Source organism: Rhodobacter sp. 24-YEA-8 (assembly GCF_900105075.1).
In the GTDB taxonomy this organism is placed as follows: Bacteria; Pseudomonadota; Alphaproteobacteria; order Rhodobacterales; family Rhodobacteraceae; genus Pseudogemmobacter.
Genome location: NZ_FNSK01000001.1, coordinates 3,386,169 through 3,401,095, shown reverse-complemented (window position 1 = coordinate 3,401,095; position 14,927 = coordinate 3,386,169). Strand labels below are relative to the sequence as shown.

Genomic DNA, 14,927 nt, shown 5'->3' with positions numbered 1-14,927 from the left:
TTTCTGGTTGCGGGGCCCGGCCCCGGACGCGCCTGCATCCTGCCTATCCCCGCACCAGCATATGATAGGGGCGGCCTGGCGCCTGCCCCGATTTGGACATCACACAGGTCTCATAGACCACCGCCGGATCCCGGCGCATCAGCCAGTCAGACGAAATATTGAGTTCCAGATCGCCGCGCGGTCTGGTGCCCGAGGGGCCGGAGACGATGCCGATCCCTGCCGTCCCGGTCGGCCCCTTCGCCTCGCGCGCGGATTTGAGGCACATTTCTTCGGCGCGATGAACCGAAACCGGGCCGCAGGCGGCAAGGAAGAGCAGAACAAGCGGGGCGAGGGGACGCATCAGCGCACCTGCGGGATGTTATGGGCGGCAAAGCAGCTTTGCGCGGCGGGGCGCAGCGCGATGTTCCTGACATTCTCGCGGGTGAGGCTGCCGGCCTCGACACCGGTATCGCGCGCAAGTGCCCGGATCTCGGGCATTGACGCCGCGTTGAGAATGCACTCCGTCGCCTGACCGGCCGGGCCTGCTGGCAGGTCCCGCGACACCACCGGCAACACCACGCCATGCGCGATATTGCGGGTGGTCTTATCGGCCAGCGCCTGCGGATCGCAGGCGGCAAGCAGCAGCATGGCGGGGATCAGCGCAAAACGGAGGATCACAGCGAGGCCCCCCCGACTTTCAGCAGATCCGTCGCGCTCAGCGACTGAATCAGGCATTGGGTTGCCTCGGGGCGGCTTGCGATGGTGCGCACCACCGGCCAGGCCTGAGTCGCGCCATTGGCACCAGCCGAGGCATATTGCGCCAGCTGCATGAGTTCCCCCGTCTGCGCATTGTTGATGACGCAATCGGTATAGGGCGAGACATTGACGCCCGGCAAATAATGGTTCGCCGCCCCGTTCACCGCAGTACGCGCCAGCGAGCGGGTGGTTTCCTGCATCATGCTCTCGCCGGCGACGCAGCCGGAAAGCGCGAGCGTGGCAATCGCCAACAGGGATTTAGTTCGCGATACAGGCATAGCCAGTCCCTCCGATCATGGTTTTCCGGCAGGTCTGATCCGGCCCGACCAGAGGTGCAACCGCTTGCACGCTGCCCCTTGACGGGGCCGCAGTTGTCGGCGCCCCGACAGTAACCGGGCCTGTGTTGCCCGGGCGCGTGTTGATCGTCGGAATGGCCTTGCCGGAGGCGGCACGATCGGCGGCCGATCCGGCTTTGACCCAGGTCGTACTGCCATTCGGGCCGTCTATCCGCTTCACCTCTGTCCCGGTCACGGCCGCCTGTTTGCGGACCTCGCGGTCAATGCAGTCGCGTGTTGCCGTCTCCCGCGCGGCTTTCTGGCCCTCGCCCGGATAGGCGTGGCCCGCAGCAAAAATACACGATGTCGCGGGATCACTATAGCCGCCGCCGCAGGCCGCAAGGCCCAGGGTCATCAGCGAGGCAAGCAATACACCACCGCGAATACGCATCAGAATTTCCGTTCTGCCGGGGCAATCTTCTTCAGACTGATCCCGCCATCGGCCTCTGCCGTCAGCGGATCAAGATGAACCGGACGATAGGAGAGCGTAACTTTGTTGCCGTCAACATGGGCGAGGCTGTGCTTGCGCCAGTTGGCGTCATCACGCGTCGGGTGATCCTCATGCGCATGGGCACCGCGGCTTTCTGTGCGGGCATGGGCGCCATAGATCGTCGCCAGCGCATTGGGCATCAGGTTCGTCAGTTCCAGCGTCTCCATCAGGTCGCTGTTCCAGATCATCGAACGGTCAGTGACCTTGATATCCGACATCTTGCCGGCGATTTCGGTCATCGCGACCTCGCCTTCGGCAAGGGTCTTTTCGGTGCGGAAGACGGCGGCATCGCGCTGCATGGTTTTCTGCATCTCGAGACGCAGATCGGCGGTCGCGACAGCACCATTGGCGTGACGCAGCGCATCGAACCGCGCGAGCGCCTGGTCGACGCTGGCTTTGTTCGTAGGCGGCACGGCGGATTTCGGGTCGACCACCTGGCCTGCGCGGATCGCGGCGGCACGACCAAAGACCACAAGATCGATCAGCGAGTTCGAGCCCAGACGGTTCGCGCCATGCACGCTTGCACAGCCCGCCTCTCCCACAGCCATCAGACCGGGGAAGATCGCATCGGGGTTCTCGGGCGTCGGGTTCAGTACCTCGCCCCAGTAATTCGTCGGGATACCGCCCATATTATAGTGAACGGTCGGCAGAACCGGGATCGGTTCTTTGTTCAGATCGACCCCGGCGAAGATCTTTGCCGATTCCGAAATCCCCGGCAGACGCTCATGCAGGGTCGCGGGTGGCAGGTGGTTCAGGTGGAGGAAGATGTGATCCTTGTCGGCGCCGACACCCCGGCCCTCGCGGATCTCCATCGTCATGCAGCGCGAGACATAGTCGCGCGGCGCGAGATCTTTGTAATGGGGCGCATAACGCTCCATGAACCGCTCGCCATTCGAGTTGGTCAGATAGCCGCCCTCGCCGCGCGCGCCCTCTGTGATCAGACAGCCCGAGCCATAGATGCCGGTCGGGTGGAACTGCACGAATTCCATATCCTGAAGGGCGAGGCCGGCGCGGGCCACCATGCCGCCACCATCGCCGGTGCAGGTATGGGCCGAGGTCGCCGAGAAATAGGCACGCCCGTAGCCGCCGGTCGCCAGCACCACCATCTTGGCGTTGAAGACATGCATGGTGCCGTCATCAAGCTTCCAGCACAGCACGCCGGTGCAGCGCCCGTCGGTGATGATCAGATCAAGCGCGAAATATTCGATATAGAACTCGGCCTGCTCCTTCAGCGACCGGCCATAAAGCGTGTGCAGGATCGCGTGGCCGGTGCGGTCAGCGGCGGCACAGGTGCGCTGCACGGGCGGGCCTTCGCCGAATTCGGTCGTGTGACCGCCGAAGGGACGCTGATAGATCTTGCCCTCTTCCGTGCGGGAAAACGGCACGCCGTAATGTTCCAGCTCATAAACCGCCTTGGGGGCTTCGCGCGCGAGATATTCCATCGCATCGGTATCGCCCAGCCAGTCCGATCCCTTGACGGTGTCATACATATGCCACTGCCAGTTGTCGGGGCCCATATTGGCCAAAGACGCAGCGATCCCGCCCTGGGCCGCGACGGTGTGAGACCGCGTCGGGAAGACCTTGGTCACGCAGGCGGTGTGCAGCCCCTGCTCGGCCATGCCAAGCGTTGCGCGCAGGCCCGCGCCACCGGCACCGACAACCACGACGTCATATTCATGCGTCTCGTATTGGTATGCAGCCGTCATTTCCGTCTTTCCTTACCGCATCTCTTGCAGGGCAGCCCCATCCGGGCAGCCGCTTACAGCGCCAGTTTAACCAGAGCGAAAAGCCCCACCACAATCAGCGCCCAGGCGAGGCCCGTCACCGCGACCAGCGCCAGTTTCGCCTTTGCGCCATGCACATAGTCAATGATCGCCTCTTCGGCCTCGGCCTTGCAATGCAACGTCACCACGATCAGCGTCAGCCCGGTGATGATCGCAGGCCAGGGCCGCGAGAAATAGGCCAGGACGCCTTCATGCGTGCGGCCAAGGCCATAGCCGAAGGTGAACACAAACAGCGGCACCAGCACGACCAGCAACACCGAGCTGATCAGCATATTCCAGTGATGATGGGTGCCGGCCCGGGCGGATCCAAGGCCATCAGCGGCTTTGCGGTCGGTGATGAAACGCATCTCTTGTCCTCCCTCAGACCACAAGCACGGTGACGATGGTCAGGATCGTGGCCCCGATGAACATCGACCAGCCCATGATCTCATTGGCCTTCACCTCGATGAAATAGCCCAGATCCCAGATCACATGGCGCAGGCGGCCAAGCGCGTGATACCAGATCGCCCAGGCCGCCAGCGTCATGATGATATCGCCGATCACCGAGGTCAGGAGCCAGTTGACACAGTCAAAAGCCGCAGGCGAGGTCACCGCCGCCACCAGCCAGGCCACGACCAGAAAGATCGTCCCCAGCGTCGCGATGCCGGTGATCCGCACCATGATCGAGGAAATCGAGGTCATCTGCGGCCGGTAATACGGGCCGATCATGAACGGAGAAAGAGGTCGCTGGACCTGTTTCGGTGCAGACATCGCTTGTCCCTTCGTCGCTGGCTTGCCCCGCACGGGACCCGGTCGGAGGCGGGTTTCGCGATGGAGCGCGCTTCGATATGCCAATCGTCATATCGCTTTTATCACCCAAGTCACCGGGGGCAATGCTGCAAACGCGTCCTGTTCCCGCTAACCCCACAAGTTTTTCGCGAGTTTGTGATCACGATTTTGAAAACCGTGATCACATCAGTGATCACGGGGAATAACCTGGTGTTTTATTCAGATATTATGGGCAAGCCTTTAAGGGGGGCCGTCGCTGGCCCCCGCCGTCTCATCCTGCCGTCTCTCGCTGCCGCGCCTGGTATCAGCGGGTCAGGAGCGTCGTATTCCAGGCCAGTTCCAGCCGGAAGTAATTATCATAGGCCTCACCGTTATAGTAGCGCAGGCCAAGGCTGACCTCATCGCTGATCGCATAGGATCCGCCGATCTCCCATTCGGCATAAGTGCCGAAACCTTCGTCATTTTTGCCCCAGGAGACGTCAAAGCCAAAGCGGTCCCCCGCCGCCAGTGCCGCCGTCAGATAGGCGCTGCCATTGCCGCTCTCCGGCTGGGTGTAAAGCTCGGTGCCGATGGAGAATGTATCCGTCAGCGCATAGTCGAGAACGAGGCCCAGCTCGCCATAATCGGCATCATCCACATCCGGGTAGATGTAGTAATAATAGTTGGCATCATAGCTCAGCCGCCCGGCCTCGCCGCGATAGCCGAGATAAAGATCGACCTCGTTGTAATCTTCCCAGTTGGTGACCTCGGCCCAGATCCCCGCATAAGCGCCACTGTAATCCAGTTCGAGATAGGCGTTCAGATCGGATTTCGACGGGCCGTCATCATTCTTGGTGTAATATTGCAGCGCGGTGCCGCTGTAGAGCGACAGATCCTGCGCGGCAGCTGCAGTGGTGAAAAGACACAGACAAAAACATGCGGCCCCTGCGAGTTTCCCCGGGCCATCAATAACGCGTTCCGACATCGTCATCACTCCTTGCTTGAGCTTGCCCTCACAGCCTGGAATCGCTTGCACCTTTCATGCAAGACTTGTTTTACAACCGTACAACAAGAAACTGAACAAGTGTATAACAGGGCACAGCAGCCCGGTTTTCGGGCGGCTGTGCCACAGTCAATTGCGTCAGAGCGGCACCAGCGCCCAGTAATCCAGATCGAGCAACACCTCGGGCTGGTATTTGCCGTCCTCGCCTTTCAGCGCGAAAGGAGCCGCGCCCTGTTTTACGGCGACAAGACGCAGCCGGAGCGCCCCGACCCCCGGTGCAGAAGTTTCCGCCCGGTCGAGCACCTCGGACCAGGCCCTGACCGTATCGCCCGAGAAACACGGATTCGCATGGGCGCCGGCATTCAGCGCCACGATCATCTGGGCATTGGCGAGCCCGTTGAACGAAAGCGCCCGCGCCAGGCTGATCACATGCCCGCCATAGATCAGCCGCCGCCCGTCTTCACGATTGGTCGCATCGAAATGCACTTTCGCGGTGTTCTGCCAGAGACGCGTCGCGAGCATATGCTCGGCCTCTTCGACAGTGACGCCGTCGACATGGTCGATCTTCTCGCCGACCGCGTAATCTCCCCAGCGATGCGGCTCGCCCGCCAGACCAAAATCGTAGCGGCTGAAATCAAGCCCGGCCGGCACCACCAATTCCGCGGCCGGCACCACCTTGCGCAAATCCGGGACCACCGGCTCGGGCGCAGGCACATCCCGCGCCTTTTTCACCATCACCCAGCGGACATAGTCCAGGACCACCTCGCCACGTTGGTTCTGCCCGCGCGTGCGCACATAGACCACGCCGGACTTGCCGTTGGAATTCTCCTTCAGTCCGATCACTTCGGATTCGGACCTGATCGTATCGCCCGGCCAGACCGGCAACAGCCAGCGCCCCTCGGCATAGCCCAGATTGGCCACCGCATTCAGCGAGATATCGGGCACCGTCTTGCCGAAGACCGTATGAAACGCGATCAGATCATCCAGCGGGCTCGCCGCCAGCCCCGAATCCCGCGCAAATTCATCCGAGGAATAAAGCGCGCCCCGCGCCGGATAGAGCGCGTGATAGAGCGCCCGCTCGCCCCCCGACACCGTGCGCGGCACCGCATGGCGGATCACCTCGCCCATACGGTAATCCTCGAAAAACCGCCCCGGATTGGTCTTCATGCCTCTTCCCCCAATGCCGCAAGAAAGGCGCTAAGGCCCTTCTTCCTGACCAAAATACTGCGGGGAAGTCTGCCCGAGGCAGACGGGGGGCAGTGCCCCCTCCCCGGTCTCTATTGCTCGCCGAGCTTCAGATCCGGCGAATATTCCCCCGGCACCTCTTTGATCACCGCCTGGCCACAGCGCATCACCCCGTTCGAGGCGTCAAACGCATAGCTCGGCTCGCCATAAAGCTCCCAGCCTTTCGCCAGCGCGGCCGAAACCTTGTGGCAAAAAGCGGAAGTGTCATCGCCGGTCAGAAAGCGGTAAAGTCTCATCAGATCACCCGAATACAGCATAGCCGAGCGCGTAATGCGCCGCGGCAATCGCGCCATAGACCACCAGAGTGCCGAGAATGGCAATCACCTCCATGCGCGCAGGGCTTTTGCCGGGGCGGGGCTCCGGCCGCTGCCATGGCCCCATCCGGTTGATCGCCAGCATCTGCAACAGCGCCCAGATCCCGATGCCGCCAAACAGCACGAAAGACGGCGTGTCGCCATTCACGAGGATATGCGCGAAGGTCCAGATCACCACGCCCCAGAGCATCGGATGCCGGATCATCCGCCCGACTTTCGTCTTCATCCCCGCTGCTGCGAAGAGATAGACCGAGACCAGCATCAGGAGGTTGTTGATCCCGGTCGTCATCGGGTCACGACCCCAGTAAAACTCACCCTCCGCCGCGCGGTAGCCAAAGACCATCAGCGCCGTCGCGGTCAATGAGATCAGCCCCATCCCGGCCCTGCCACCAAGCCGGTCCCGCAGGCCCGGCGCGACCCGGCCCATAAGATGGGCGAGACTCCACAAAAGCACTCCGAGGGTAAGGATGATCATGGCGCGGGCTCCGATTCGGCTGGCAATAAAAGGGTCAGGCAGGTTTCGCCCGATCAGCCGGCAAGCGCCAGCGCCCCGATCGCCGCAGCCCTGATTGCGGCGTCCTTCTCCAGAAGCGTCCGCGCGGTCACGATATGCAGGTTCTCGACGATGCGGCCATCGACCACCGCAACGCCGCCACCCGCGGCCATGACCTCGTCAAAGGCCGCGATCTGGCGTCGGGCAAGATCAAGTTCGGCCTCTGACGGCGCGAAAGCGGCATTGGCGATGTCGAGCTGCGCCGGATGGATCAGCGTCTTGCCATCAAAGCCCATATCACGGCCCTGCTCGCATTCCGCCCGCAGGCCTTCGTCATCCCTGAACGCATTATAGACGCCATCGACGATGGCCAGCCCATAGGCGCGCGCGGCCAGCAGGCAAAGCCCCAGCCCCGCCTGCATCGGCAGACGGTCGGGGCGGAAACGGCTTCCGAGCTCTTTTGCAAGGTCATTGGTGCCCATCACCATGCCGCGCAATTGCGGATGCGCCGCAATCGCCGCCGCGTTCAGCATACCCGCACAAGTCTCCATCATCGCCCAGAGGCTGACACCCGGTGCGACGGCAGCCACCGCATCAAGATCGGCAGGCGTGCTGACTTTTGGCACCAGCAGCGCGTCGATCTTCGCCCCGGCCGCGATTGCGCGCGCCATAGCCGCCGCATCTTCACGCCCCCATTCGGTGTCGAACCCGTTGATCCGCACGAGTTTCAGCCGGGTGCCATAGTCGGCCTCCGCCAGCACCCGCGCCAGCAGGTCGCGCGCGGCGGGCTTTTCCTCAGGCGCGACTGCATCCTCCAGATCGAAGATGATCGCGTCACAGGCCAGATCCCGCGCCTTTTCCAGCGCCCGCTCGCGCGAGGCAGGGATATAAAGAACCGAACGGCAGGGCTGAGCCGGATGCGAGCGGGACATGGCGGGCCTCCATGGCAATAATCTTGCGTGTCAAAGCACAAAATTGGCACATTCAGCAAGCCATGAAATGCCGCATCGCAGAAACTATTTCTGCATCTTCAGATCTCCGGCACCGGTTTCTGCCACGGCCTTCTGTTCTCATGCCCTGGCGAAAACACGCCGCAGTGACCTTGTGTGAACCTGGTCTGGGGGAACCAGAGGCAGCGTCGCGTGTTTTCCCTGCACTGAGACGCTCAGGTTACACCCAGTCAAAGGAGTTCAGTATGAGCAGCACCGGTGACAAGATCAAAGGTCTCACCAATGAAGCGGTGGGAAATGTGAAACAGGCCGTGGGCAAGGCAACCGGCAATGACCGGCTGCAGGCTGAAGGTGCCGCCCAGGAATTGAAAGGCGAAGCGCAGCAGGCGCTTGGCAAGACGAAAGACGCAGTGAAGAAGGCGGTCGACAAGGCCTGACCTGACCTTGCGGACAGGCCCTGACTGATACGGGCTCCGATACGCGCAAAAACACAGGGTCGCCGTCTGGCGGCCCTGTTTTCGTTCCGGGCATCACATTTTGCAGCTCAGAAGATCCCGCGTGCGCCGTCCCAGAGCAGTTTCAGCGAGATCAGCAGCAGCGACCAGGTCACGATGCGGAAAAAGGCTTTCGCCGGCAATATCCTGACCAGCCAGACCCCGACAAAGACCGAGCCCACTGCCGGCGCCATCAGCAGCGCAGAAATCCTGAGATTGGCCGGGTTCAGCTGGCCCAGCATCCCGTAGGGAATCAGCTTCACCGCATTGATCACCGCGAATCCGATGGTCGAGGTGCCGGCAAACACCGCCTTTTCCAGCCGCAGGGGCAGGGTATAGACCTGCCAGGGCGGCGCACCGGAATGGCTGACGAAACTGGTGAAACCGGTGATCAGCCCCCAGAACAGCCCTGGCCCCGGCTTTGGATCCCGCGGCGGGCCATCGGCCGGACGCCGCAGCAGCAGATTAAGGCTGAAGACAAGACCAATCGCCCCGATCAGCGCTGTCACCGCCGCCTCCGGCACCAGCGAGGCCGTCAGCCCGCCAACCGCGACCCCCACAATCGCACCGGGCAGCAGATAAAGCAGCACCTTGCGGTCAAAGGCATGGCGATACGCCCAGAGCCCGAACATGTCTGAGACCACATAGACCGGCAGTAGAATCCCCGCCGCCAGCACCGGCGAGATCTGCAGCGCCATCACCGGCACCGCCAGAATCCCGATTGCCGGCAACCCGCCTTTTGACAGCCCGACCAGCGCTGCGGCCGTCACCGCAAGCAGCCAGAACCCAAGTTCTTCCATCCCGAAACCCCGTTACCGCTAACCCGACCGCTACTCCCGTGGCGTGGCAGACGGAAGCGTCGATTTTTCGGCATACAATGGCATACTGCAAATCGGAGCCGCTGGACAGATGCCCATTAAGGGACTACGCCTCCCGCGACCCCATCAACGGAGACCATCCCAATGGCACGACCCAGGATTGCCCTTATCGGTGCAGGCCAGATCGGCGGCACCCTCGCCCATCTCGTCGCCACCAAGGAACTCGGCGACGTCATCCTGTTCGACATCGCTGAAGGCACCCCCCAGGGCAAAGCACTTGATCTGGCACAATGCGGCCCGGTCGCTGGCTTTGACGTGGCGCTCAAAGGCGCGAATTCCTACGAAGATATTGTCGGCGCCGATGTCTGCATCGTGACCGCAGGCGTGCCGCGCAAGCCCGGCATGTCGCGCGATGACCTGCTGGGCATCAACCTCAAAGTCATGAAATCGGTCGGCGAAGGCATCGCGAAATACGCCCCCAACGCCTTCGTGATCTGCATCACCAACCCGCTGGACGCGATGGTCTGGGCTTTGCGCGAATTCTCGGGCCTGCCGCATGAGAAAGTCGTCGGCATGGCCGGCGTCCTTGATTCGGCGCGCTTCCGCCACTTCCTCTCGCTCGAATTCAACGTCTCGATGCGCGACGTTTCGGCCTTCGTGCTGGGCGGCCATGGCGACACGATGGTGCCGCTGACCCGTTACTCGACCGTCGCGGGCATCCCGCTGCCGGATCTGGTCGCCATGGGCTGGACCACCCAGGAAAAGCTCGACGCCATCGTACAGCGCACCCGTGACGGCGGCGCCGAAATCGTTGGCCTGCTGAAAACCGGATCGGCCTTCTACGCGCCCGCCACCTCGGCGATCGAAATGGCCGAAGCCTATCTGAAAGACCAGAAGCGCGTCCTCCCGGCCGCTGCCTTCGTCAAAGGCGCCTACGGGCTTGACGGGATCTATGTCGGCGTGCCGACCGTGATCGGCGCCGGCGGCATCGAGAAAGTGGTCGAGATCAAGCTGAACGCGGATGAGCAGGCGATGCTCGATAAATCCATCGACGCGGTCAAAGGTCTCGTGACCGCCTGCAAGGGAATCGATCCCTCGCTGAACTGAGGTTCTTCACCAGTGACTCCACCCGCGCGCGTCTCCTCATCGGGGCGCGCGCTTTTCTTTATGCGGGCATCAGGCCAGGATCACCGCCAGAGCAAAGGCGGAGACAGCGATGAACTGGATGGCGGCGGATTACGCCTCGCTTCTGTGGTGGCTCGATATGACCGGCACTTATGTCTTCGGCCTGTCCGGCGGCATGCTGGCCGTGCGCCGCCAGCTTGATCTCTTCGGCGTGATCGTCCTGGCCACGGCCGCCGCCACGGCGGGCGGCGCAATCCGCGATATGGCCATCGGCGACCAGCCGGCCGCGGTGCTGCGCGACCCGTCCTATCTCGTGGTGACCCTCATCGCGGGGCTGACGGCTTTCTTCTTCCACCGCCTGATCGAACGTGCCTCGAAACCGGTGATGCTGCTGGACGCGCTTGGCCTTGGCACCTTCACAGTAGCAGGCACCCAGAAGGCCCTGATATTCGGCCTCCCCCCCGCAAGCGCCTGCATGATCGGCGTGCTGACCGCTGTCGGAGGCGGTGTGATTCGCGACCTCCTGGTGTCTGAGATCCCCCGCGTGCTGCGCGAGGATATCTACGCGGTCGCCGCCATTCTCGGCGCGGGCCTCGTGATCCTTGGCGATCATCTCGGCTGGCCGCCTTTGATCACCACCGCCCTGGCCCTGACCGCCACCTTCGCGATCCGTGTCCTTTCGGTGTGGCTCGGCCTCAGGATCCCGCGCGCGCCCTGACCAGCTGCGACCTCGCCTCTTGCCCCGCCGCCCCCTTTGCGTCATGCCACATGAAACGACAAGGAGCCCGCCATGGACTATTCCAAATCCGGCAATCCCAAAAACGCCAAAGACACCCAGCATGCCCTGGACCTGCCCCGTCGCGGCGCCCCGAAAGACAAGGCCGCCGCCGAAAAGAAGGCTGCCCTGCTTGAGCGGATGAAATCCGCTGCTGCCGCCCGCAAAAAAACCTGAAATTTCATCTGTCCCTAAATATCCCGGGGGAGGCTGCCAGAGGCAGTCGGGGGCAGCGCCCCCACCCGGCCAGATCCAGGCACCCGCATGTCCAGCCTTATCACCGAGCTTGAACACCGCCTGACCCGCTACTGTGCCATCGACAGCCAGAGCGACCCGGCCAGCCCCTCGCAGCCCTCGACCGCCATCCAGCTGAACATGGCCCGGCTTCTTCAGGCCGAACTCGCAGAGATCGGCGCAACCGATATCCGCGTCACCGAATATGGTGCCGTGCTGGCGACGATTCCGGCCACCGCCCCCGGCCCGGTGATTGCCTTCCTCGCCCATATGGACACCGCCCCCCAGTTCAACGCGACCGGGGTAAAACCGCGCGTCATCCGGGGCTATAATGGCGGCGAGATCACCTTCCCCGACAATCCGGCACTGATCCTCTCGCCCGAAACCTCGGCCGGCCTCGCCACTCGCCAGGGCCATGACATCGTCACCGCCTCGGGCACCACGCTGCTGGGCGCCGATGACAAGGCCGGCATCGCCATCATCATGGCCGCTGCCCGCCGCCTGATGGCGGACAGGCCCGCCCATCCCGAAATCCGCCTCACCTTCACCCCTGATGAAGAGATCGGCCGCGGCGTCGATCCGCGCCTGCCGAAAGACATCGGTGCCGATTTCGCCTTCACCTTCGATGGCGCCAATCCCGGCGAGATCGAATATGAAAGCTTCTCGGCCGATGGCGCCGAAGTCACGATCAAGGGCGTCTCGATCCATCCCGGCTGGGCCAAAGGTAAGATGGTCAATGCGATCCACCTTGCCGCGAAACTGATCTCTTTCCTGCCGCAAGCGACAATGCAGCCCGAAGTGACCGAAGGCCGAGAGGGCTTCATCCATGCGGTCGGGATGACCGGCGGCTCCTCGGAAATGGTGATCCATTTCATCCTGCGCGATTTCGAACGCGACGGGCTGACGGCCAAAGGCGAGATGCTGACCCGCGCCTGCGAGGCCCTCGCGCTGACCGAGCCCCGCGCGGAAATCACCTGTAAAATCAGCCCGCAATACCGCAATATGCGCTACTGGCTCGAGACCGACATGACGCCTGTCGATCTCGCCCGCTCCGCCGCCCGCGATATCGGCCTTGATCCGGTCTCGGTCCCGATCCGGGGCGGCACCGATGGCTCAAGGCTGACCGAGCTTGGCCTGCCCTGCCCCAATCTCTTCACCGGAATGCAGGAAATCCACGGGCCGCGCGAATGGGTCAGCCTCCAGGACATGGCGCAGGCCGTCGCCCTGATGCAGGGCATCGTCACCCGCGCGGCCACAGGCACATGACCCTCGCCTCGCCCTATCTTAAGCCCGGTTTCTACGAGGATGCGCTGACGCGCGGCAAACATCGCGACATCGTCGGCGGCCGCTGGGAAGAAACCGCGCTGCATCAGATGCAGGTGATCCTTGATGAGGGGCTCACGCGGCAGGACCATTTCCTTGATATCGGCTGCGGTTGCCTGCGGCTTGGTCATATGCTGGTGCCCTGGCTCGACCCCGGCCATTACTGGGGCACTGATGCTTCCCGCGCGCTGATGTTGCGCGGCCATACGGACGAGCTGACGCCCGAAGCCCGATCACGCCTGCCCGAAGAACACCTGATTGAGGACAGCGCCTTCTGCTTCCCGGGCCTGCCGGAAACCATCACCTTCGCGCTGTGCTGGGGCGTCTTTACCCATTTGCCCGCCGCCCCCCTGCTGCCCGCGCTGAAATCCCTGCGGCATAGCTTCCCCGCGCTGCGCAAGCTTATGCTGACCATCTTCCTCGCCCCCGAAAATCACACCGGCCCGTTCCGCCAGCGCGACGGCGTGGTAACCCATCCAAACCGCCCGCCCTGGCATCGCAGCAGCGCCGATATCGCAGCAGATGCTGAGGCGGCTGGTTTCTCGATCCGCTGGCGGGAAGACCTGTTGCCCCGCGGCCAGGCGCTCGCAGTGCTCGAACCCCGCCGCTCCTGACATCTGAGGAAGCCTCCGGCGGGGATATTTAAAGACAGATGAAATCGGCATGCGCGCTTCGCGTTTTCATCTGTCCTTAAATATCCCCGGGGTGAGCGGCATAGCCGCGAGGGGGCGGGCCCCCTCTCTTTACAACGTTGGGAATTCCGCACCCCGGGTGGCCTGCAGCGCCTCTTGACCGCCCCCTCCCCCCTCCGCATCCTTTCCCCGCCATACCGGAGGGTCCCATGCGTCGTTTTCTTTGTGCCACCCTGCTTTCGCTGATGCCCGGCCTCGCCTTTGCCGGGCCACTCGATCTGTCGCATGAGATCCGCGACAAGGGGCTCCAGGCCACGCAGTCCCGGCTTGCGGCGCTGAACGCGCCGACCGGAGAAGAGGCTTTTGCTCTGGCCGGGTTGCGCTTCCTCGGCGCGGTCGAACAGGCGCTGCAACTCCGGTGGCAGGTGGGGCTCGAGGCGGACTGGTCGGAGCTTCCGATCCTGCGCCTGCCGATCCCGCCCAATCCGGAGGCGCGCGAGATGCAGGGCCAGGACATCACCGCTCTGATCGCCGGCGTCACCACGGGAATGGACGAGGCCCGTGCTGCCCTTGGCCAGGTCGGAAACCGCGATTTCGGGCTCGAGATCGATCTTGCCGATCTCTGGTTTGACATCAACGCGAATGGACAGCGCGATCCCGGCGAAGCCATTGCGGATGTCGCGGTCGAGGCGCTTGGCCTGTGGGGCTTGGCGCCCGAACCCGGCCAGATCGTCATCCGTTTCGACGGCTCCGATGCCGCCTGGCTCACGGCCTATACGCATCTGATTTCCGGGACGGCCACGGTGTTCCAGGCCTATGATCCCGGCCCGGCGATCGACCGCATCCTGCAATCGACCCGCGACATGCATGCGCTTTGGGGAGAGACCCCGCCGCCCAACGCCTGGGATATGATGTTTGGCAAGCAGGTCGACCGGGTCACGATCATCCTCCAGGCCCTGGCGCAGGAGCCGGATGCCGCCCTTGCCGCCAAAGCCCATGGCCATTTCCTCGCGATGATCGAAGAAAACCGCCGCTTCTGGTCGCTGGTCGAAGCTGAGACCGATAATGACCGCGAATGGATCCCGAATGAAAAGCAGGTCTCTGCGCTTGGGCTCCAGTTGCCGCCAGGCACCGGCGCACAATGGCAGGCGGTGCTGGCGGATGCCGAAAAGCTCCTGAAAGGCGAAATCCTGATGCCGCATTGGCGCTATGGGGCCGAGGCCGGGATCAGCCTGAAAAAGCTGTTCGAGGCGCCGCCGAAAGTGGATCTGATCGGGATGATCCAGGGCGAAGCTTTGCTGCCCTATGCTGAGAAAGGCGTGGTGATGTCGGGCCAGGCCTGGTCGGATTTTGAGCGGCTGATGCAGGGCGATGCCGTGCTTTTCGCAGTGCTGTTCAACTGATGCCGCTAACACGAATCACGCGGCCTC

Annotated in this window: 20 protein-coding genes; 7 read left to right on the top strand and 13 right to left on the bottom strand. The window is 63.1% G+C overall.

Annotated elements, in window-relative coordinates; translation table 11 throughout:
- Nucleotides 1–43: 43 nt before the first annotated feature.
- From BLW25_RS16400 to BLW25_RS16345, 12 genes are all read right to left on the bottom strand, one after another.
- The gene (locus tag BLW25_RS16400; RefSeq protein ID WP_092901098.1) at nucleotides 44–340 is read right to left on the bottom strand and encodes a hypothetical protein; all 297 of its coding nucleotides are present in this window, start codon (nucleotides 338–340) and stop codon (nucleotides 44–46) included.
- Nucleotides 340–657, bottom strand: a complete 318-nt coding sequence (locus tag BLW25_RS16395) for a hypothetical protein (RefSeq protein ID WP_249496399.1) — start codon at nucleotides 655–657, stop codon at nucleotides 340–342. Before BLW25_RS16395 ends, BLW25_RS16400 begins: the two co-directional genes overlap by 1 nt.
- Complete coding sequence (locus tag BLW25_RS16390) at nucleotides 654–1,013, bottom strand: hypothetical protein (RefSeq protein WP_143040530.1); 360 nt, start codon at nucleotides 1,011–1,013, stop codon at nucleotides 654–656. Before BLW25_RS16390 ends, BLW25_RS16395 begins: the two co-directional genes overlap by 4 nt.
- Entirely contained in the window at nucleotides 994–1,461 is a 468-nt protein-coding gene (locus tag BLW25_RS16385) for a hypothetical protein (RefSeq protein ID WP_092901092.1), read from the bottom strand. The genes BLW25_RS16390 and BLW25_RS16385 overlap by 20 nt, the downstream gene beginning before the upstream one ends.
- Complete coding sequence (gene sdhA / locus BLW25_RS16380) at nucleotides 1,461–3,266, bottom strand: succinate dehydrogenase flavoprotein subunit (RefSeq protein WP_092901088.1); 1,806 nt, start codon at nucleotides 3,264–3,266, stop codon at nucleotides 1,461–1,463. Before sdhA ends, BLW25_RS16385 begins: the two co-directional genes overlap by 1 nt.
- Before the next feature lie 53 nt (nucleotides 3,267–3,319).
- The gene (gene sdhD, locus BLW25_RS16375; RefSeq protein ID WP_092901085.1) at nucleotides 3,320–3,691 is read right to left on the bottom strand and encodes a succinate dehydrogenase, hydrophobic membrane anchor protein; all 372 of its coding nucleotides are present in this window, start codon (nucleotides 3,689–3,691) and stop codon (nucleotides 3,320–3,322) included.
- Nucleotides 3,692–3,704: 13 nt separating this feature from the next.
- Nucleotides 3,705–4,094: a succinate dehydrogenase, cytochrome b556 subunit gene (gene sdhC / locus BLW25_RS16370; protein WP_092901082.1), complete on the bottom strand. Its 390-nt coding sequence runs from the start codon at nucleotides 4,092–4,094 to the stop codon at nucleotides 3,705–3,707.
- Between the two features lie 322 nt (nucleotides 4,095–4,416).
- The gene (locus BLW25_RS16365) at nucleotides 4,417–5,076 is read right to left on the bottom strand and encodes a TorF family putative porin (RefSeq protein ID WP_092901079.1); all 660 of its coding nucleotides are present in this window, start codon (nucleotides 5,074–5,076) and stop codon (nucleotides 4,417–4,419) included.
- A 156-nt stretch (nucleotides 5,077–5,232) separates the two neighbouring features.
- Nucleotides 5,233–6,261 (bottom strand): MaoC family dehydratase, encoded by a 1,029-nt coding sequence (locus BLW25_RS16360; protein ID WP_092901076.1) that lies wholly within the window; start codon nucleotides 6,259–6,261, stop codon nucleotides 5,233–5,235.
- Nucleotides 6,262–6,371: 110 nt separating this feature from the next.
- Nucleotides 6,372–6,575, bottom strand: a complete 204-nt coding sequence (locus BLW25_RS16355) for a DUF1737 domain-containing protein (RefSeq protein ID WP_092902193.1) — start codon at nucleotides 6,573–6,575, stop codon at nucleotides 6,372–6,374.
- A gap of 4 nt (nucleotides 6,576–6,579) precedes the next feature.
- Nucleotides 6,580–7,128 (bottom strand): NnrU family protein, encoded by a 549-nt coding sequence (locus BLW25_RS16350; RefSeq protein WP_092901073.1) that lies wholly within the window; start codon nucleotides 7,126–7,128, stop codon nucleotides 6,580–6,582.
- A gap of 53 nt (nucleotides 7,129–7,181) precedes the next feature.
- Nucleotides 7,182–8,078 (bottom strand): HpcH/HpaI aldolase/citrate lyase family protein, encoded by an 897-nt coding sequence (locus tag BLW25_RS16345; protein WP_092901070.1) that lies wholly within the window; start codon nucleotides 8,076–8,078, stop codon nucleotides 7,182–7,184.
- A gap of 263 nt (nucleotides 8,079–8,341) precedes the next feature.
- On the opposite strand from BLW25_RS16345, the gene BLW25_RS16335 reads away from it, so the two are divergent.
- Nucleotides 8,342–8,533 carry a CsbD family protein gene (locus tag BLW25_RS16335; protein ID WP_092901066.1) on the top strand — a complete coding sequence of 64 codons (192 nt, stop codon included), beginning with the start codon at nucleotides 8,342–8,344 and terminating at the stop codon, nucleotides 8,531–8,533.
- A 107-nt stretch (nucleotides 8,534–8,640) separates the two neighbouring features.
- On the opposite strand, the gene BLW25_RS16330 is transcribed toward BLW25_RS16335, so the two are convergent.
- Nucleotides 8,641–9,390, bottom strand: a complete 750-nt coding sequence (locus BLW25_RS16330) for a sulfite exporter TauE/SafE family protein (RefSeq protein WP_092901063.1) — start codon at nucleotides 9,388–9,390, stop codon at nucleotides 8,641–8,643.
- 162 nt (nucleotides 9,391–9,552) lie between these two features.
- On the opposite strand from BLW25_RS16330, the gene mdh reads away from it, so the two are divergent.
- The 6 genes from mdh (at nucleotide 9,553) to BLW25_RS16305 (ending at nucleotide 14,900) form a co-directional block, all read left to right on the top strand.
- Nucleotides 9,553–10,515 carry a malate dehydrogenase gene (gene mdh / locus BLW25_RS16325; RefSeq protein ID WP_092901060.1) on the top strand — a complete coding sequence of 321 codons (963 nt, stop codon included), beginning with the start codon at nucleotides 9,553–9,555 and terminating at the stop codon, nucleotides 10,513–10,515.
- Nucleotides 10,516–10,624: 109 nt separating this feature from the next.
- The gene (locus BLW25_RS16320) at nucleotides 10,625–11,251 is read left to right on the top strand and encodes a trimeric intracellular cation channel family protein (RefSeq protein WP_092901057.1); all 627 of its coding nucleotides are present in this window, start codon (nucleotides 10,625–10,627) and stop codon (nucleotides 11,249–11,251) included.
- A 72-nt stretch (nucleotides 11,252–11,323) separates the two neighbouring features.
- Nucleotides 11,324–11,485: a hypothetical protein gene (locus BLW25_RS24485; RefSeq protein ID WP_171909590.1), complete on the top strand. Its 162-nt coding sequence runs from the start codon at nucleotides 11,324–11,326 to the stop codon at nucleotides 11,483–11,485.
- An 87-nt stretch (nucleotides 11,486–11,572) separates the two neighbouring features.
- Nucleotides 11,573–12,808, top strand: a complete 1,236-nt coding sequence (gene pepT, locus BLW25_RS16315) for a peptidase T (protein WP_092901054.1) — start codon at nucleotides 11,573–11,575, stop codon at nucleotides 12,806–12,808.
- Complete coding sequence (locus BLW25_RS16310; protein ID WP_092901051.1) at nucleotides 12,805–13,479, top strand: class I SAM-dependent methyltransferase; 675 nt, start codon at nucleotides 12,805–12,807, stop codon at nucleotides 13,477–13,479. The genes pepT and BLW25_RS16310 overlap by 4 nt, the downstream gene beginning before the upstream one ends.
- Before the next feature lie 227 nt (nucleotides 13,480–13,706).
- Nucleotides 13,707–14,900 (top strand): hypothetical protein, encoded by a 1,194-nt coding sequence (locus tag BLW25_RS16305; protein ID WP_092901048.1) that lies wholly within the window; start codon nucleotides 13,707–13,709, stop codon nucleotides 14,898–14,900.
- Nucleotides 14,901–14,927 lie beyond the last annotated feature (27 nt).